The following is a 13,846-nucleotide window of genomic DNA, read 5'->3' as shown; positions in this document are numbered from 1 at the left end:
GCTTTGTTGGTGGCAGGGAAGAAAAGCTTAAAAGGCTCCACGTCAATACTATCAACCGATGTAACTATGGAAACTGTCGACCTGAATGTATCCGCAACACTCAGGAATAGGAAATTTCTCGCCCTGCTAGCCATAGCACTTCTGGTGACCTATGCACTGCCGTTTCCCCTCATCAACGGTCCCCTTCATGACTATTCACGGCTCAAGAGGATAATGGAAAGGATGACCAAAGAAAACGACGCCATAGTCTGCCACAACGTCCTTGATACCAACCCCGACTTCTTCGGCTCCCACGGGATGAAATGCGATGACGAGTACTACAGGCCGAACGAGTCCACGGTGACCGTGGGTGACTTGATAGTCTACGAGGACACGTACAACGAGTACCTGAGGGCAAGGGAAGACCTGAAACGCGGACTGCCTGTATTTATATTCTTCGCGATATTCGTCTTTCTGGCCATGCTGGGCTTTGGATACGCCATGGTGGATTTTGCCGTTGGGCTGTCGGCGGGAACTGAAAGAAGGCTCCAGGACTCGCTAACCTCGGGCCTCCGCGCGATCCCCGCCCTCGCCGCTTCCGAGATTCTGGTTCTCATCGTACTGCTACTGGTTCTAATACTCCTGGCGATTCCGATGGCGCTTTTAGGCCCATTCAGCAACGTTCTGGTGGGACTCGTGGCGTCTCCGGCTTTCGCACTGGTGGTTCCAGCCTACTACTCCACAAAAAACATCGGACTGATTGAAGAGATCTGGCGCGTGGTGAAAAAGAACACCGGGGGATACTTTGCCCTTGGGGCCGGTCTCGTGCTGGTTGATGGATTGATGATCCTCCAGTACAACCTGGGCCTCGGAATCTGGACGCTCCCCGTCATGATCATGATAGGGGCGGTGAGGTACCCGCTAAATAGCCTGGGGGCACTCAAAGTTTACCTAGACACTGAGCGGGAAGAAGAGACGAGCAACGAAGAGAAAGAAACGTGATCAACCGTCCAGCTCCAGACCGTTCCCCTCTTCCTCCTCGGTGAGCTCCCTTATCTCGTAGACCTTGAGCGGAACCTTCTTGAGGGCCTTGCCGATGACGGCCTTGGCTATCCTCTCGGCGTGCTCGATGGTTTGAGCGTTGTAGACCTTGATCGTCAGGTACATTCCAACCAGACCCACCGAGCCTATGACGAAGGCGCTCTCGAAGTGGGCCCCGCATACAGGGCACTGGGAGTAGCCGATTTCAACGCGCACGAAGTCGAGCTTCTCCTTGTTGAGGGCTTTCGCAACTTTGCTCACCGCCACGTTTATCGCGTCCTCGCTTGTTTCGACGTCCCTCACTATAATGGGTGCCTCCAAAACAACCACGTAGTCTCCCATAGCTCCCACCTCAGCCAAAGGCAAACAGTCTGTCATCCTCTCCCCTAAAGACTCCGAGCCTTACGCCGGCATCGATGAAACCGTGGGCGTAGTTGAGCGCGGCAAAGGCAGTCACGTAGTCGCCTTTCTCGTAGTAGTACTTGGCGTCCTCAAAATAGCTCCTCGCCATGGTAAGGAAGTCCTCCGCAACGGTTCTTAAAAGGCTCTTTTCATGAACCGCTATTTCAAGGGTCTCCAGCGCTTCAGCGGTGATTTTAAAGTACCTCTGGAGCTTCTCCTCGGTTATCTCCCGTCCCACCGGTCTCGCCTCACGGTTGGTTGGGGGAGAGTCTTATAAACCTTATCCCATGACTCGCCACTCTTCGGTTGACCAACGTTCACAAGTCCAGCCGTCGGTTGGGCGCTCTTACCTTCAAAACGCTCCGGAGGGGACACAAGGGCGAAGGAGCAAAGCGTAAAGTTTATAAAGCCCACCCGATGATAGGTAAATGCCCGCACGGGTGAGGGCCCGGAGAGGAACGTGAGCCGGGTTTTAGAGCCGTGCGGAGCTGTTGGGTGTGGGCCGGTAGCTCAGCCTGGTATGAGCGCCGCCTTGGCAAGGCGGAGGCCCCGGGTTCAAATCCCGGCCGGTCCACCATCCTTGGGTTGGGCCCGTGGTCTAGACTGGTTATGACGCCACCCTGACAAGGTGGAGGTCCGGGGTTCGAATCCCCGCGGGCCCACCAGAGCAAACTTTTGCAGAGCAAAGTTTGCTTTTCTGGCGAAAAGTTTCATCAAAGGCTAGTGATTCCTCTTAAGGAGATTCTTTGAGAGGGTTTGCCTTTTTGAGTGTGCGGTTTTTAGTGAAGAATTCCTTTGAACTTGCCTCATTCGAGTGAATTTTTGCCAAAAGCTTCAGCACCGGCTGAAAGAGGCAACGTTTTTAGAAGTTGTGAAGTTCATTAAGATAAGCATCGAAAAGTTAATATGGGAGTTTTACGATTTTCATTCCAGGTGAGAGCATGAATCCACTCGACGAAGCCCTGAGGATTAAGGACGAGATAATAGCCTGGAGAAGGGACTTCCACATGTACCCCGAGCTCAAGTACGAGGAGGAGAGAACTTCGGGGATTGTGGAGGAGCACCTCCGCGAATGGGGGTACAGGATAAAGCGCGTCGGAACCGGGATAATAGCAGACATAGGAGAAGGGGAGAAGACGATAGCCCTCAGGACGGATATGGACGCTCTGCCCGTTCAGGAGGAGAACGACGTCCCCTACAAGTCCCGCGTTCCTGGAAAAATGCACGCCTGCGGACACGACGCACACACGGCCATGCTCCTCGGAGCCGCAAAGATAATCTCGGAGCACATCGACGAGTTCAACGGCAGGGTGAGGCTCATCTTTCAGCCGGCCGAGGAGGGCGGCAACGGAGCGGTGAAGATGATCGAAGGGGGAGCCTTGGAGGGCGTGGATGCGGTGTTCGGCCTCCACGTCTGGCACGACCTCCCCAGCGGGATCATCGGCATAAAGGAAGGGCCGTTCATGGCCGGTGCGGGTATATTCAAGGCACGGATAATAGGAAAAGGCGGCCACGGGGCATCGCCACACCAGACCGTTGACCCCATCCCGATAGCGGCGGAAACAATACTTGCACTCCAAACCATAGCGAGCAGAAACGTCCCTCCGATTGAGACGGGAGTTGTCAGCGTCACTGCAGTACACGCCGGAACGGCCTTCAACGTGATTCCAGAGGAAGTTGAGATGAAGGGGACGATAAGGTTCTTCAAGCACGAGATAGGCGAGTTGATTCAGAGGCGCATGAGGGAGATACTCGAAGGTGTCACGAAGGCACACGGGGCTTCCTACGAGCTGTCAATAGAGGAGCTCGTCCCGCCGACCGTTAACGATAGGGACATGGCCGATTTTGCCAGGAAAGTGGCCGAAAAGTACGGCCTGAGGCATGCCGATGTTGAGCCGACCATGGGCGCCGAGGACTTCGCATTCTACCTCCAGAAGGTTCCCGGAGCGTTCCTGACGCTCGGAATATACAACGAAGAAAAGGGGATAATCTACCCGCACCACCATCCCAGGTTCGACGTTGACGAGGAGGTTCTCCATCTCGGAACGGCGATGGAAGTTGCCCTGGCCATGGAGTTCCTCAGGTGAGTTCCTTCGCGAGTATCTTAATTTTTCCCACCTTCTCAGCGCCGAAGCTCTCAACGCTGCCCGGCAGGAGTGTCAGAACCCGCTCGAATCCGAGGACCTTCGCCCTGCCAAGAACCGCCTTCAAATCCTCAATCCTGCCCCAGAGCAGGAGCGCAACGCCCTCTCTCCCCGGAAGGTTTTTCAGCGCGTAGTAAGAGTCGCCGCTCCTTCCGGATTCGACGGTATAGTGAATCCCAGCGATGTTGTCCTTAAAGGCCGAGAAGAACATGCTGTAGGAGCTTTGGAAGCGGCCAGCGACTAGTTCGAGAGTCTTAACGTCCTTCCAGCCAAATTCCAATGGCTCCACTGTTCCCATTCCCTTCGCGGGCACCCACAGAATCGTTCCCGTGAAGAGTTCAACGTTAAAGCCGAGCTTTCTGTAAAATCCTTCCGCATCTTTATCCGGCTGGACGGTCAGCATCTCCACCTTCCGCTCTCTAGCGACCGCCTCAACGAACTCCATCAGAAGCCTTCCGATTCCCACGCCCCTGTAGTCTGGGCGGACCTCGATAACGTCCACGTGCCCTATCCGCCGTACATGCCCACCAACGGGCTCCTCGGAGAACAGGACCTCGACCTCTCCGACGATGGTACCGTTTAGCTCGGCGACGGCGGCAAGCTGCTCATCGAGGAGGAGGTTGTTGATGTGTATCGCGCAGGTCTCAACCGCCATCCATGGCCCGCCCTTGCTGTAGCGTTCGTAGATGCCGCCGCTGAGCCTCTCACCGGCCGTGTGGAGTGCAACTATCCCCTCAACGTCATCAAGGGTCGCCAAGCGGATCCTCATCGGCCTCACCGAGATAACCGAACTTCCTCAGCACGTGAAGGATTCCCTCCGCTCCGCCCTCACCGTAGGTCTTTTTCGTCACGTAGTCGGCTTCCCTTTTCAGACTCTCCGGCGCCTGGCCAACGGCGACGCGATAACCGACTACTCTGAAGGCATCGAGGTCGTTCTCGCCGTCTCCGATATGGGCGACCTCCTTGGGCTCTATCCCGAGCACCTCGCAGGCCTTTTCAAGCCCGGTGCCTTTGTTTATCCATGGCTTCTTGACGTGTATCGCGAAGCCTGAATCAACGGCGATGAGGTTGAGCCCGAGCTCCGCTATTATATCCTTCACGGCCTCGACGGGGATGGTCCTTAGAATCACGAGACCGGCCTTCCGCTCCGGCATCGAAAAGCTCATGACGACCTCGGGATAGCGTCTCTTCACCTCGCTCCAGAGAATCCATTCCTCGTCCATCTTCGTCAGGTAAATCCTCTTTCTCAGCCGTCCGTCCCTTATGGACAGGGCTCCACCGTCCTCCGCCACCACCGGGCCGCTGGTGCCTATCATTATCGCCATTGCCTCCGCGAAGGGAACGGAGTTGCCGGTGACCAGCATGACGGGAACGCCCAGGCTCTCGGCGAGCCTTATCGCCCTCAGGGCATCTTCATGGAGCCGCCTGTCAGGATAGGTGATAGTGCCGTCTATGTCGAGGGATATTGCCTTTATCATCCTCTCACCCGCAATCTGCTTGAAAAAATTCGATAAAAGGCTTACTGGACATCAGTGGTCCTTCATTATCTCCCTGAGCACGCTGGTTGCGTAGGTTCCTTTCGGAAGGAAGAAGCGGAAGCACATGCCCGTTCCGGGGATGTAGCCGTAGGTCATTCCTAGGGGCTTAATCAGAAGCTCCCTCCTGCCGCCGGGCTCGGCCATCGGCTTGGGAAGCTTTCTAAAGGTCTCGAGCGTTATGCCCTCCTCCGCAAGAATCTCCTCTTCAAGATTCCCCGGAAGCCCCAGGGCTTTTCTCATCGCAAAGCCGAAGAGCGGGCCGCTAAGGGCGGCCTCGCCGCGCCGTATCTTTTCATTCACGAAGTCGATGTTCGTCTCAGTGACACGGTACGTTCTGTCGCGGTAGGGAATTCCCCCTTTGACCTGAACGACGATATCGCCGACGAGGGCCTCGTTCAGAGGAATGCCCCTCTCAATCCTCCTGGAAATGTAGATGTTGAAGAGGTAGCTCTGGTAAGCGTGGATGAAGATGCGCATTATCGGGAGGGGCAGCGAGAGGAAGGCCCTTCTCCAGCTCCCCGTCTCCTTGTAGCGGTAGAGGAGCGTTCTCTCATAGCGCAGGAAGTTCGGAAATTCCTCTAAGGCCCTCTCAACGTCGCCCGTCTCCCAGAAGCGCCTCCTGGCTTCGTCACCCTCCATGCCACCCTCGTGTGCTCCGAGGAACAGCCTCGCCGCAGCCTCAAAATCTCCCTGGAGGAGGAGCTTTCCTATGAGGTGGTTCGTGACGCGCCGCTCTCCAAAGCGCTGGTAGCCGAAGTAGTTCGGAAAGCCGCCTTTGTCGCGGAGTTCTCTCATTATTTCCTTACTCCGCTCGAAGGCCCTTTCATCAACGTCTCTCACGATTATCCTGAAGCGGTTTCCGAGGAGGTGACCGAGTTTTATAAACCGACCGTAGGAAACGAAGCGGAGCTCAACGTCTCTGATCCGAACGTTTTCAACCTTCTCCTTCGCGTCTTGAGGCACACTTATGTATTGATACGTCACCGCGTGCCTGTCCTTCGTCCCGGCAAAGCCGATGTCCCTGTAGTTAATCCCGGCGCGCTTCGCTATCTCCTTCACCGCGCTCATCGTGTCCCAGTTCCTCTTTTTGAGAAGAAAGATGGCATGCTTCCTGCCCTCGAAAATCGAGGGAAGGGGGTCTTCAATGACCACGAAATCCTCGGGATGAACCTTTATCCTCCCGCCGATACCTGGCCCCTCGCTCAGATACATGAACTGGGAGAAGAACTCGCGGTAGTCCATGGCTCACACCAGCTTCAGATGGCCGGTAACCTTGTCAACCAGCTCCTCTGGGGCCGGGCCGATCGCCAGAACCGTTATCGTTCCCGGCGGAATCTCGGTTAAGCCGGCGTCCCTGATGAGCGCCGCGGGGATGCCGAGCTTCTCCGCGTGAGCCTTCAGTTCGAAGAGCTCCCCCTCGTTTTCGGCCTTAACGACGACCTTCTTCTGCCCCTCGTGGAACCAGGCCTTGAACCACTCGGGCTTCTCCTTTTGGGCCTTCAGCGCAGCGGTAACCGCTCCGTGGGCAACCTGAACGGCGAACTTACCCTTGCTGAGCTTCAAATCCTTCCTCGCGACTATGACCTGCTTGTATCTGAACATCTCCCATCCCGAAGGAAGTGAGAAAAGGGGCTTATAAATTTAAGGAAAAGAAAGGTCAGAGTTCGGTTATCTCGGTGCTTTCCTTCTCCTCTTCCTCGGCCTTCTTCGGCAGTCCTCCTGGGCGCCTGCTCTTCTTCCTCTCGAGCTTCTCCCTGAGCTTCTCGGACTCGTCCCAGTACTTGTAGGCGACTCCAGCGAGCACGAAGGCCACTATGATGAGGAGTATCGCGAGCGGCTTCCATGGGTTGCCGGTTGGGCTGTAGGTTTCGGCAATACCCTTGAGCTCCTCGGCGAGAGGAGTGGGGTCGCTCATCTTGGCGAGGGTCTGGTTGACATAGCCCGGAAGCTCCTCCGGGGTCGGCCAGACTTTGACCTCCTCCACGATAACCTTGGGCGGAATGCTGTTGATGGTAACGAGGTTGCCGAGCTCAAGCCTGTGCTCGTTTCCGAGCGGGTCGAGGTAGACGAGCGTAGCCCCTATGTTGGTGAGGTTTTCCCTGAGCACGGTCAGGTCTATCTGAACCGTCTTGGTTTCTCCGGCCTTGATGGTTCCTATCTTGATTGATGACTGTCCGTCGAGGCTGGCCGGGAGGTCTAGGAGGAGCGTGGCGTTCGTTACAAACTCGTAGTCGGGGTTGCCCTCGCCGGCAGAGAGAGTGAACTTGACCTTGACTGTATCGCCGACCTTTGCGCTCACGTAGTTGCCCCAGGTGCCGTTGTAGGCCTGGGCGGTGACGTCTATGGCGGGTATGTTGTAGACCTTGATGCCGCTGAGAATCGGGGAGTATATCGTCCTCTTCTTTCCGGTCTCGAGGCTCTTGTCGTCGTAGAAGGTAACGATGGCCTTGCCGATCTCGAACTCGCCGACCTTGGTGGGTTTGAGGACGTAGATGAGCGCAGGCATGCTGGTGAAGGCAGGGAAGGTCTTGAGGGTCCATGTCTTGGTCATGCTGATGAGCTCAAAGTCGTTGGGTATCGGCGCGGCAACGCTCACGTCGTAGGCGTCTCCCCTTCCGAGGTTCTGGACGTTTATCGTGACCACGAGGTTGTCGTTGAGCAGCATCGCCTTTGGAACGGCGTCTATTTTGGCTATAACGTTGGCCTGCCTGAGAATCGGAGTCACTTGAGCACCGGCAGGGCCGTAAACCCTGATTATCGCTCTCTTGTAATCGGGCTCAACCTTCTGAACCGAGAGCTTCAAGGGAGCGTTTGGAACGTTCTTTGGCTCGTCTCCGACCTCAAGGAGCATCGTTCCCAGGCTGTAGTCCCCTCTAAAGGCCTCAACCTTAACCACATCGGGAATCGTTGAAACGAGCTTGATGTAGTACGTGGTGTTGTCCGCAGTTATGGGGAGCTTCTCGTTGACGTAGAGGAGATCGTTGTAGAGGAGAACTGTCTCAACCTGCTCGGGCGGGTTGACCTCACCGCCCTTTTTGACGATCTGGAAGTTTGTGGACGCAACCTTGGGGACGTAAACATTTATCGTGGCGCCGTTGTTCACGGTGTTTGTAACCTCTATGGACAGATAGTTGGAGTATGAGTGGCTTGAGTCAAGCTTGTACCTCACGCTACCGGCGGAGCCCTTGTCTATGGTGAGCGTGTATATGTCGCCGTAGGGCATGGTGACCTTGAACGAGGCAGTGTCGCCGGAAACCGAGGTCAGCTTTATTTTAATCTGCGGGAATCCCTCCGGCAGGGTTATCTCGTTCCCAACCACAAGGTTCTTGCCGGAGAGGACCTTCTGAAGGGGCGATTTCAGCTCAAGGAGGATGGACTTGGTGTCGTACCTGATCCACACGAGGCTCACGTTCAGGTAGACGTTCGCGCTCGATGGATAGAGGAGGTATCCATCCTGGCTGATGACGTACCTGAGGGGGCCCTGGGGGCCGTCAACCTGAATGTATATCTTGCTCCAGTTGGGATTGGCGTCGGCGAACTGGACCTCAAACGGACCCAGAACAGCCTTGTCTCCCAGGCCCAGGGAGACACTGGATATGCTGGCGTATTCCGGCACGCTTGCGGATTTTACTAAGTGCACCACAGGTGTCAGGGAGAGAATCATCAGGCCCAGCAGGATTAAAGCGGCTACCTTTTTCATATCTCCAGCCTCCAAAGAGTAGTTAACTAATCACCAAAAGGAAAAGGTGATATAAAGATGTTACGGTGTTAATCTTCTCCTGTCCCTTGGGAACAGGATGACTTCCCTGATGTTGTTGAGGTCGAGCATCTGTTTCACCAGGCGCTCGGCACCGAGGCCGAAACCACCGTGCGGCGGCATTCCGTAGCGGAAGGCCTTGAGGTAGAACTCAAAGCTGGCTGGATTGAGTCCCTTCTCCTTGATCTGCTCGACGAGGACGTCAACCCTGTGCTCCCTCTGGCCGCCGGAGGTTATCTCTACCCCCCTGTACTCGAGGTCAAAGGAGCGGCTTATCTCCGGCCTGTTCTCATATTTCATTATGTAGAACGGCTTTGCCTCGCTGGGATACCGGTAGATAAAGTACAGCGGCGCCTCCTCGTTCTCAGCCATATACTTTCCGAGGAGCCTCTCGCCCTCGGTGTCTATGTCCTCGCCCCAGGGAATTTCCCTGCCCATGTCCGAGAGTATCTCCAGGGCCCTGTCGTAGGTAACGCGCGGGAAGGGCAGCTTTGGCTCCTCCACCTCGAAGCCGAGGGTCTGGAGCTCCTTGGCGTTGTGCTCGCGGACGTATTCGATGGCGTGCGCGACGAGCCTCTCGAGGAGGTTCATTACCTCTTCCTCGTTTTCTATGAACGCCATCTCGGCGTCGATGCTCCAAGCCTCGTTGAGGTGTCTCGTGGTGTTGTGCTCCTCGGCGCGGAATATCGGGGCTATCTCGTAGACCCTGTCCAGGCCGGTGGCCATCATTATCTGCTTGTAGAGCTGCGGGCTCTGGGCAAGGAAAGCATCTTTCTCGAAGTACTTCATGGGGAAGAGCTCGGTTCCGCCCTCGGTGGCGGTGGCTATTATCTTGGGTGTGTGCACCTCGATGAAGCCCTCGCTGTGGAAGAAATCGCGAACGGCCTTGAAAACGCTCGAGCGTATTTTGAATATGGCCATTACCTCGGGCCTTCTGACATCCATGAACCTGTTGTCGAGTCTCGTGTCGAGCTCCGCCTTGACCTTGCCGGTCGGGTCGAGCGGGAGCGGGCTCTCGGCCCTGCTGAGCACCTCAAGCTTTTCGGGAAGGATTTCAAAGCCCAGCTTCGCCTTCGGGGTGAAGTTCACAACGCCCTCGACGGCCACGACGTCCTCGGCGTTCAGCTTGGGTATGAGCTTGAACAGCTCCGGGTCGACCTTCTTCTTGGGGGCCGTTACCTGGACTATGCCCTCACGGTCCCTTATCCAGAGGAACTTTATTCCACCAAGATCCTTGATTTCCCAGACCCAGCCAGCGACCCTAACGCGCTGGCCGTTCAGCTCTTCGGTAATCTGGCTTGAGTAGTGCGTCCGATACATCCTCAAAACCTCCATAGGGAAAAAGGAATCAGATGAAGTTTATCTTAACATCCTCCCCTGCTATCTGGGAGAGTATGCTCTCCAGCACCTCAGCCTTTTCAGGAAGCTTCCTCCTGTCCCTGTTGAGCACGAGAACCTTGTAATAGGTTCCCCCGCCGGGCTTGTAGACTATGTTCACACCGAAGACCCCCGCCGGGTAGAGGAGGTCCGTGGCGAGCTTTTTAACGTCGTCGGTGCCCTTGACTTCCACAGCCTCGATGACGCGTATCCTCTTGCCGAGCTCCCTCATGAGGGCCTTGATGTTCTTGCCGCCCTTGCCGATGGTTATCGGGACATCGCCCTCCCCAACCACAATGACTATGAGGTCACCGGCTTCGACGGCCTTCTTAAACTCCATGTCAACGTCGCCGATAAGCTTGTACAGGAGTCTCGCGACTTTAACATCCAGCTCGGAAATAACCCCATCCTGAAGTTTTTTCTCGTCGGCAGGGCACAGAATATCGTCGGTCTTCAAACACACCTCACAGATTGGCGCCTTCATCTCCTCACCTCCCTTTGCCTGAAGAATGAACCTAAAGGGCTAACCCTTAATTCTAGAAGTCATTTAAAAACCTTATTATAGGGGAAAGAGAAGGAAGAAGTTCAGATTTCGCCCTCTATCTCACGCCTTATGCGCTCGATGAATTCCTCAGTAAAGCGGTGCCGCTCCTCGGCCATCCTTCTCGCCGTTTCAGTGTACATCAGGTCCTTGAGCCTCAGTATCTTCTCCTCGAAGTGCCTAAGGGAGGCCTCTATGTCCCTCCCGTGCTCTCCCGAGTACATAAAGACCCTAGCTATCCCTATCGCGCCTATCGCGTCGAGCTTGTCGGCGTCGCTGAGTATCTTGGCCTCCAAGGTTCTCGGCTCGGGTCCGCGGGAAAAGCGGTGGGTCTCTATGGCATGGGCAACCTCCTCGATTTTATCCTCCGCGTAGCCAAGGCTCCGGAGATACTGCCGCGCTATCCGTGCACCCTCCACGGCGTGGTCCTCCACCCTGCCGGAGCTTTCTAGGGGTCTCGCTATGTCGTGGAGCAGTGCTGCCAGCGCCAAGACCTCAAGGTCCGCCCCTTCCTCCCTTCCGATGTGCATGCAGAGGTTCAGAACCCTCTCAACGTGGCTGAAGCCGTGGGTTCCCTCCCGCTCGAAGAAGTGCCGCGCGTATTCACGGGTTCTCTCTATGAGCCTGAGGCTTTCCTTGTTGGTTATGAACTCATCGAGCTTCATTCCATCACCTTAGGGCCTCATTTACTAGGGCGTTTAAAAGCTCAACGATTTTCTCGTGGACGTCGAGGCTTATTCCATCAACCGTCGGTGTCTGGGTTTTGGAGACTCCGTCTATCAGACCGAGCTTTGATATGACCCTGACTATCGTCCTCTCGTCCCAGCCGGGGAGGAGCTCCCGTCCGAACTCTATTGACGCCTGGGCCACGAGCCCGTAGGCTCCCCAGTTGGAGACGGCCGAAAGAACGAGTTCGTCCGTTTCGACAACGCTGGCTATTCTCTCACCGTGGGGGACGTACCTCTTGGTGAGTTCGGTTATCTTCCCCATGCCGGTCTCGTTTCCGCCGTCGCCTATTCCTATCGTTGGCACCCCGAGCTCTTTAGCCCTCAGAACCGCCCAGTCGAAGGTCTCCCTCGTTATCTCCATGCCGCTCATTGAGTAATATCTCCCGTCTACTGCCCTCCCGGGGGTTTCCACAGCTACAACGAGGGAGTAGTCCCCTATCTCCGGTTCGTCCGTGAACCTGATGTCGAATGGTTCCAGGGCGGTCTTTACCTCCGGATACGTAAGCACCTCAGCGGTGCCCCCCAGGGTCTCAACGGCCTTCACTAGAGCCAGTGCTCCCGGCGGGCCGTCGGTCTCCGCGCGCATCATCGGAGGGATTGGAAACCCCGTTATCACGAGAACGCGCTCATAATTATCCAAAAACATCTTTGCAGAATTATGTAAAAAATTGGGGTTTTCCCTACGGTAGTCGAGGTAAACACCCAGGGTGCCCCTGTTGCCAACGTCCGTGTTGATTAGGTGGGCTATCATGGCTCATTCCTCTGCCTCGTAGACGGTTATCCTGACCCTCTTGCCCTTTACCGCCTCCTTGAGCTTCCACCAGAGTTCCGTCGGCTCCTCGCTCCTGTGAACCAGTTCGTCCCCGTTTTCGAGCTTGACCCTCTTCTCCCGGTACTTGACGAAAACGCCTTCCATATCGAATATCTCCTTCATTCCCATCCCCCCAGTATCTTCCTCAGTTCATGAAGGGTTCTAATCTCGTAATCGGCCATGTTGTATCCCTTTTCACCTTCCCGGTTTATCCACACGGCGGTCATCCCGACGTTCTTGGCGCCGTAAACGTCCTGGCTGAGGGAATCCCCAACCATCATGGCCTCACCGGGCTCCACGCCCAGGTCCTCAAGGGCGTAGAGAAATATCTTGGGCTCGGGTTTTATAGCGTTCACGTCGTCCCTGGTGACGACGACATCGAAGTAGTCCAGCAGACCGGCGAGCTTGAGCTTCAGTCTCTGGTACTCCGGGCCGCTCGTGATGACCCCGAGGAGGTAGCCCTCCTCCCTCAACCACTCCAGGGTTGGAACCGTATCGGGATAAACGTGGAGCTTGTGGGGGTAGGCCTCGAGCAGCTCCTCGTAATTCAGGTCGAGGTCGAAGAGCCTGAAGAAGAAGTTCCAGTCATGCCAGTCGTAGGTGTCTCTCCTGCCGAATATCTCTCCGAGGAACTGCTCCCTCGCCTCATCCTTGCTTATCCCAAACTTCTTCGAGAGCTTGTCGTAGACCTGCGGAAGGAAGAGCTGGATGAGCGGCATCTCGGTTAGTATTGTACCGTCTATATCAAAGAGAACCGCCTTCATTTTACCACCTCTTGACTAGGAGGGCCAGTATCTCCACTTCCCTGGTAAGGTTCTCGTCCATTACGACGCCCCATATCACGTCCTTCTCGGCCAGTATCTCCTGGAAGTGCCCCAGTATCCCGTGCGCGTCCTTCAGTGGAAACTCCCTTCCGACAAGTATTCCCACGAGACCCCTGTCCCAGATGCCCCAATGCCAGCCGAAGTCGACCTCCCGGAGGAGGCGCAGGATTCCGACGTTGCCGCCGCGGATCATGTTGAACAGGTCGGCGTAGTCGATGTTGACGAGCATCTGCGTTTCGAGGTAGTAGTAGAGCCTGCTGAACATCTCGGCGATGCTCTGCGATGCACCCTGGAACGCGACCGAGATCGAGGCGTCGTCGCTGCGGAAGAAGTCCCAGAGGGAGTCGTAGAAGACGGTTTCAAAGTCACCGGCCCAGGGAGGCTTTTTCTCGGTGACCAGTTCCTTTTTCGGCGTCAGAACGTAGGCGAGCTTTATCGTGTCCTTCGGGGCGCTTTCCGTTATTATCTCCCTCAGTTCGTGGTTTATCTCCTTGTCGTCGAAGACGAGCCACAGAAAGGTGTTCTCGGGAAGGCTGGAGAAGAAGTTCCTGAGCCTCTCCTCGTACTCATCAAAGCGGGGCAGGAGGTAGTAGGCAGGGTTGACGGTCACCTTAACGATGCCGTCCGCGGTTATGCTGTTGACTATCCTCGCTCCCGTGTTCCCGATTCCGACAAAAAGATGGGTAAAAGACTGCATGGCGACC

At 55.9% G+C, this 13,846-nt stretch carries 16 protein-coding genes and 2 tRNA genes; 4 read left to right on the top strand and 14 right to left on the bottom strand.

The window, feature by feature from the left end; translation table 11 throughout:
• Positions 1-66 precede the first annotated feature (66 nt).
• Positions 67-981, top strand: coding sequence for a hypothetical protein (locus tag CDI07_RS02415; RefSeq protein WP_088180084.1), 915 nt, complete (start codon positions 67-69; stop codon positions 979-981).
• On the opposite strand, the gene CDI07_RS02410 is transcribed toward CDI07_RS02415, so the two are convergent.
• Both CDI07_RS02410 and CDI07_RS02405 read right to left on the bottom strand, forming a co-directional pair.
• Entirely contained in the window at positions 982-1,362 is a 381-nt protein-coding gene (locus CDI07_RS02410; protein ID WP_088180083.1) for a DUF555 domain-containing protein, read from the bottom strand.
• Between the two features lie 10 nt (positions 1,363-1,372).
• Positions 1,373-1,660, bottom strand: coding sequence for a DUF357 domain-containing protein (locus CDI07_RS02405; protein ID WP_088180082.1), 288 nt, complete (start codon positions 1,658-1,660; stop codon positions 1,373-1,375).
• Between the two features lie 261 nt (positions 1,661-1,921).
• Here CDI07_RS02405 and CDI07_RS02400 point away from each other — a divergent pair.
• From CDI07_RS02400 to CDI07_RS02390, 3 genes are all read left to right on the top strand, one after another.
• A tRNA-Ala gene (locus tag CDI07_RS02400) sits at positions 1,922-1,999 on the top strand.
• A 10-nt stretch (positions 2,000-2,009) separates the two neighbouring features.
• Positions 2,010-2,087, top strand: a tRNA-Val gene (locus CDI07_RS02395).
• 276 nt (positions 2,088-2,363) lie between these two features.
• Positions 2,364-3,509: a M20 family metallopeptidase gene (locus CDI07_RS02390; RefSeq protein WP_088180081.1), complete on the top strand. Its 1,146-nt coding sequence runs from the start codon at positions 2,364-2,366 to the stop codon at positions 3,507-3,509.
• On the opposite strand, the gene CDI07_RS02385 is transcribed toward CDI07_RS02390, so the two are convergent.
• The 12 genes from CDI07_RS02385 to CDI07_RS02330 form a co-directional block, all read right to left on the bottom strand.
• Entirely contained in the window at positions 3,502-4,335 is an 834-nt protein-coding gene (locus CDI07_RS02385) for a GNAT family N-acetyltransferase (RefSeq protein WP_088180080.1), read from the bottom strand. The genes CDI07_RS02390 and CDI07_RS02385 overlap by 8 nt on opposite strands.
• Entirely contained in the window at positions 4,310-5,044 is a 735-nt protein-coding gene (locus CDI07_RS02380) for a phosphoglycolate phosphatase (protein ID WP_088180079.1), read from the bottom strand. Before CDI07_RS02380 ends, CDI07_RS02385 begins: the two co-directional genes overlap by 26 nt.
• Before the next feature lie 51 nt (positions 5,045-5,095).
• Positions 5,096-6,346 carry a tRNA pseudouridine(13) synthase TruD gene (truD, locus tag CDI07_RS02375; protein ID WP_088180078.1) on the bottom strand — a complete coding sequence of 417 codons (1,251 nt, stop codon included), beginning with the start codon at positions 6,344-6,346 and terminating at the stop codon, positions 5,096-5,098.
• Between the two features lie 3 nt (positions 6,347-6,349).
• The gene (gene pth2, locus CDI07_RS02370; protein WP_088180077.1) at positions 6,350-6,706 is read right to left on the bottom strand and encodes a peptidyl-tRNA hydrolase Pth2; all 357 of its coding nucleotides are present in this window, start codon (positions 6,704-6,706) and stop codon (positions 6,350-6,352) included.
• A gap of 55 nt (positions 6,707-6,761) precedes the next feature.
• The gene (locus CDI07_RS02365; protein ID WP_088180076.1) at positions 6,762-8,804 is read right to left on the bottom strand and encodes a hypothetical protein; all 2,043 of its coding nucleotides are present in this window, start codon (positions 8,802-8,804) and stop codon (positions 6,762-6,764) included.
• 60 nt (positions 8,805-8,864) lie between these two features.
• Complete coding sequence (gene aspS / locus CDI07_RS02360; protein WP_088180075.1) at positions 8,865-10,181, bottom strand: aspartate--tRNA(Asn) ligase; 1,317 nt, start codon at positions 10,179-10,181, stop codon at positions 8,865-8,867.
• 28 nt (positions 10,182-10,209) lie between these two features.
• The gene (locus CDI07_RS02355) at positions 10,210-10,722 is read right to left on the bottom strand and encodes a KH domain-containing protein (protein ID WP_088180074.1); all 513 of its coding nucleotides are present in this window, start codon (positions 10,720-10,722) and stop codon (positions 10,210-10,212) included.
• A gap of 101 nt (positions 10,723-10,823) precedes the next feature.
• Positions 10,824-11,444, bottom strand: coding sequence for an HD domain-containing protein (locus CDI07_RS02350; protein WP_088180073.1), 621 nt, complete (start codon positions 11,442-11,444; stop codon positions 10,824-10,826).
• 4 nt (positions 11,445-11,448) lie between these two features.
• Complete coding sequence (locus CDI07_RS02345; protein WP_088180072.1) at positions 11,449-12,258, bottom strand: glutamate cyclase domain-containing protein; 810 nt, start codon at positions 12,256-12,258, stop codon at positions 11,449-11,451.
• 3 nt (positions 12,259-12,261) lie between these two features.
• Positions 12,262-12,441, bottom strand: a complete 180-nt coding sequence (locus CDI07_RS02340) for a hypothetical protein (protein WP_088180071.1) — start codon at positions 12,439-12,441, stop codon at positions 12,262-12,264.
• Positions 12,438-13,082, bottom strand: coding sequence for a TIGR02253 family HAD-type hydrolase (locus CDI07_RS02335; RefSeq protein ID WP_088180070.1), 645 nt, complete (start codon positions 13,080-13,082; stop codon positions 12,438-12,440). Before CDI07_RS02335 ends, CDI07_RS02340 begins: the two co-directional genes overlap by 4 nt.
• A 1-nt stretch (position 13,083) precedes the next feature.
• Positions 13,084-13,839 (bottom strand): hypothetical protein, encoded by a 756-nt coding sequence (locus CDI07_RS02330; RefSeq protein WP_088180069.1) that lies wholly within the window; start codon positions 13,837-13,839, stop codon positions 13,084-13,086.
• Between the last annotated feature and the right edge of the window lie 7 nt (positions 13,840-13,846).

Origin of the sequence: Thermococcus sp. 5-4 (genome assembly GCF_002197185.1) — an archaeon.
Lineage (GTDB): Archaea > Methanobacteriota_B > Thermococci > Thermococcales > Thermococcaceae > Thermococcus > Thermococcus radiotolerans.
Note: the sequence above shows the minus strand (reverse complement) of the source record. Positions and strands in the feature narration are given on the sequence as shown.

What these genes read in the sequence shown, in the direction of transcription:
- CDI07_RS02415 (WP_088180084.1), top strand. Translation starts at nt 67, where the DNA reads ATGGAAACTGTCGACCTGAATGTATCCGCAACACTCAGGAATAGGAAA.
- CDI07_RS02410 (WP_088180083.1), bottom strand. Translation starts at nt 1,362, where the DNA reads ATGGGAGACTACGTGGTTGTTTTGGAGGCACCCATTATAGTGAGGGAC.
- CDI07_RS02390 (WP_088180081.1), top strand. Translation starts at nt 2,364, where the DNA reads ATGAATCCACTCGACGAAGCCCTGAGGATTAAGGACGAGATAATAGCC.
- CDI07_RS02385 (WP_088180080.1), bottom strand. Translation starts at nt 4,335, where the DNA reads ATGAGGATCCGCTTGGCGACCCTTGATGACGTTGAGGGGATAGTTGCA.
- CDI07_RS02380 (WP_088180079.1), bottom strand. Translation starts at nt 5,044, where the DNA reads ATGATAAAGGCAATATCCCTCGACATAGACGGCACTATCACCTATCCT.
- truD (WP_088180078.1), bottom strand. Translation starts at nt 6,346, where the DNA reads ATGGACTACCGCGAGTTCTTCTCCCAGTTCATGTATCTGAGCGAGGGG.
- pth2 (WP_088180077.1), bottom strand. Translation starts at nt 6,706, where the DNA reads ATGTTCAGATACAAGCAGGTCATAGTCGCGAGGAAGGATTTGAAGCTC.
- CDI07_RS02365 (WP_088180076.1), bottom strand. Translation starts at nt 8,804, where the DNA reads ATGAAAAAGGTAGCCGCTTTAATCCTGCTGGGCCTGATGATTCTCTCC.
- aspS (WP_088180075.1), bottom strand. Translation starts at nt 10,181, where the DNA reads ATGTATCGGACGCACTACTCAAGCCAGATTACCGAAGAGCTGAACGGC.
- CDI07_RS02355 (WP_088180074.1), bottom strand. Translation starts at nt 10,722, where the DNA reads ATGAAGGCGCCAATCTGTGAGGTGTGTTTGAAGACCGACGATATTCTG.
- CDI07_RS02350 (WP_088180073.1), bottom strand. Translation starts at nt 11,444, where the DNA reads ATGAAGCTCGATGAGTTCATAACCAACAAGGAAAGCCTCAGGCTCATA.
- CDI07_RS02345 (WP_088180072.1), bottom strand. Translation starts at nt 12,258, where the DNA reads ATGATAGCCCACCTAATCAACACGGACGTTGGCAACAGGGGCACCCTG.
- CDI07_RS02340 (WP_088180071.1), bottom strand. Translation starts at nt 12,441, where the DNA reads ATGAAGGAGATATTCGATATGGAAGGCGTTTTCGTCAAGTACCGGGAG.
- CDI07_RS02335 (WP_088180070.1), bottom strand. Translation starts at nt 13,082, where the DNA reads ATGAAGGCGGTTCTCTTTGATATAGACGGTACAATACTAACCGAGATG.
- CDI07_RS02330 (WP_088180069.1), bottom strand. Translation starts at nt 13,839, where the DNA reads ATGCAGTCTTTTACCCATCTTTTTGTCGGAATCGGGAACACGGGAGCG.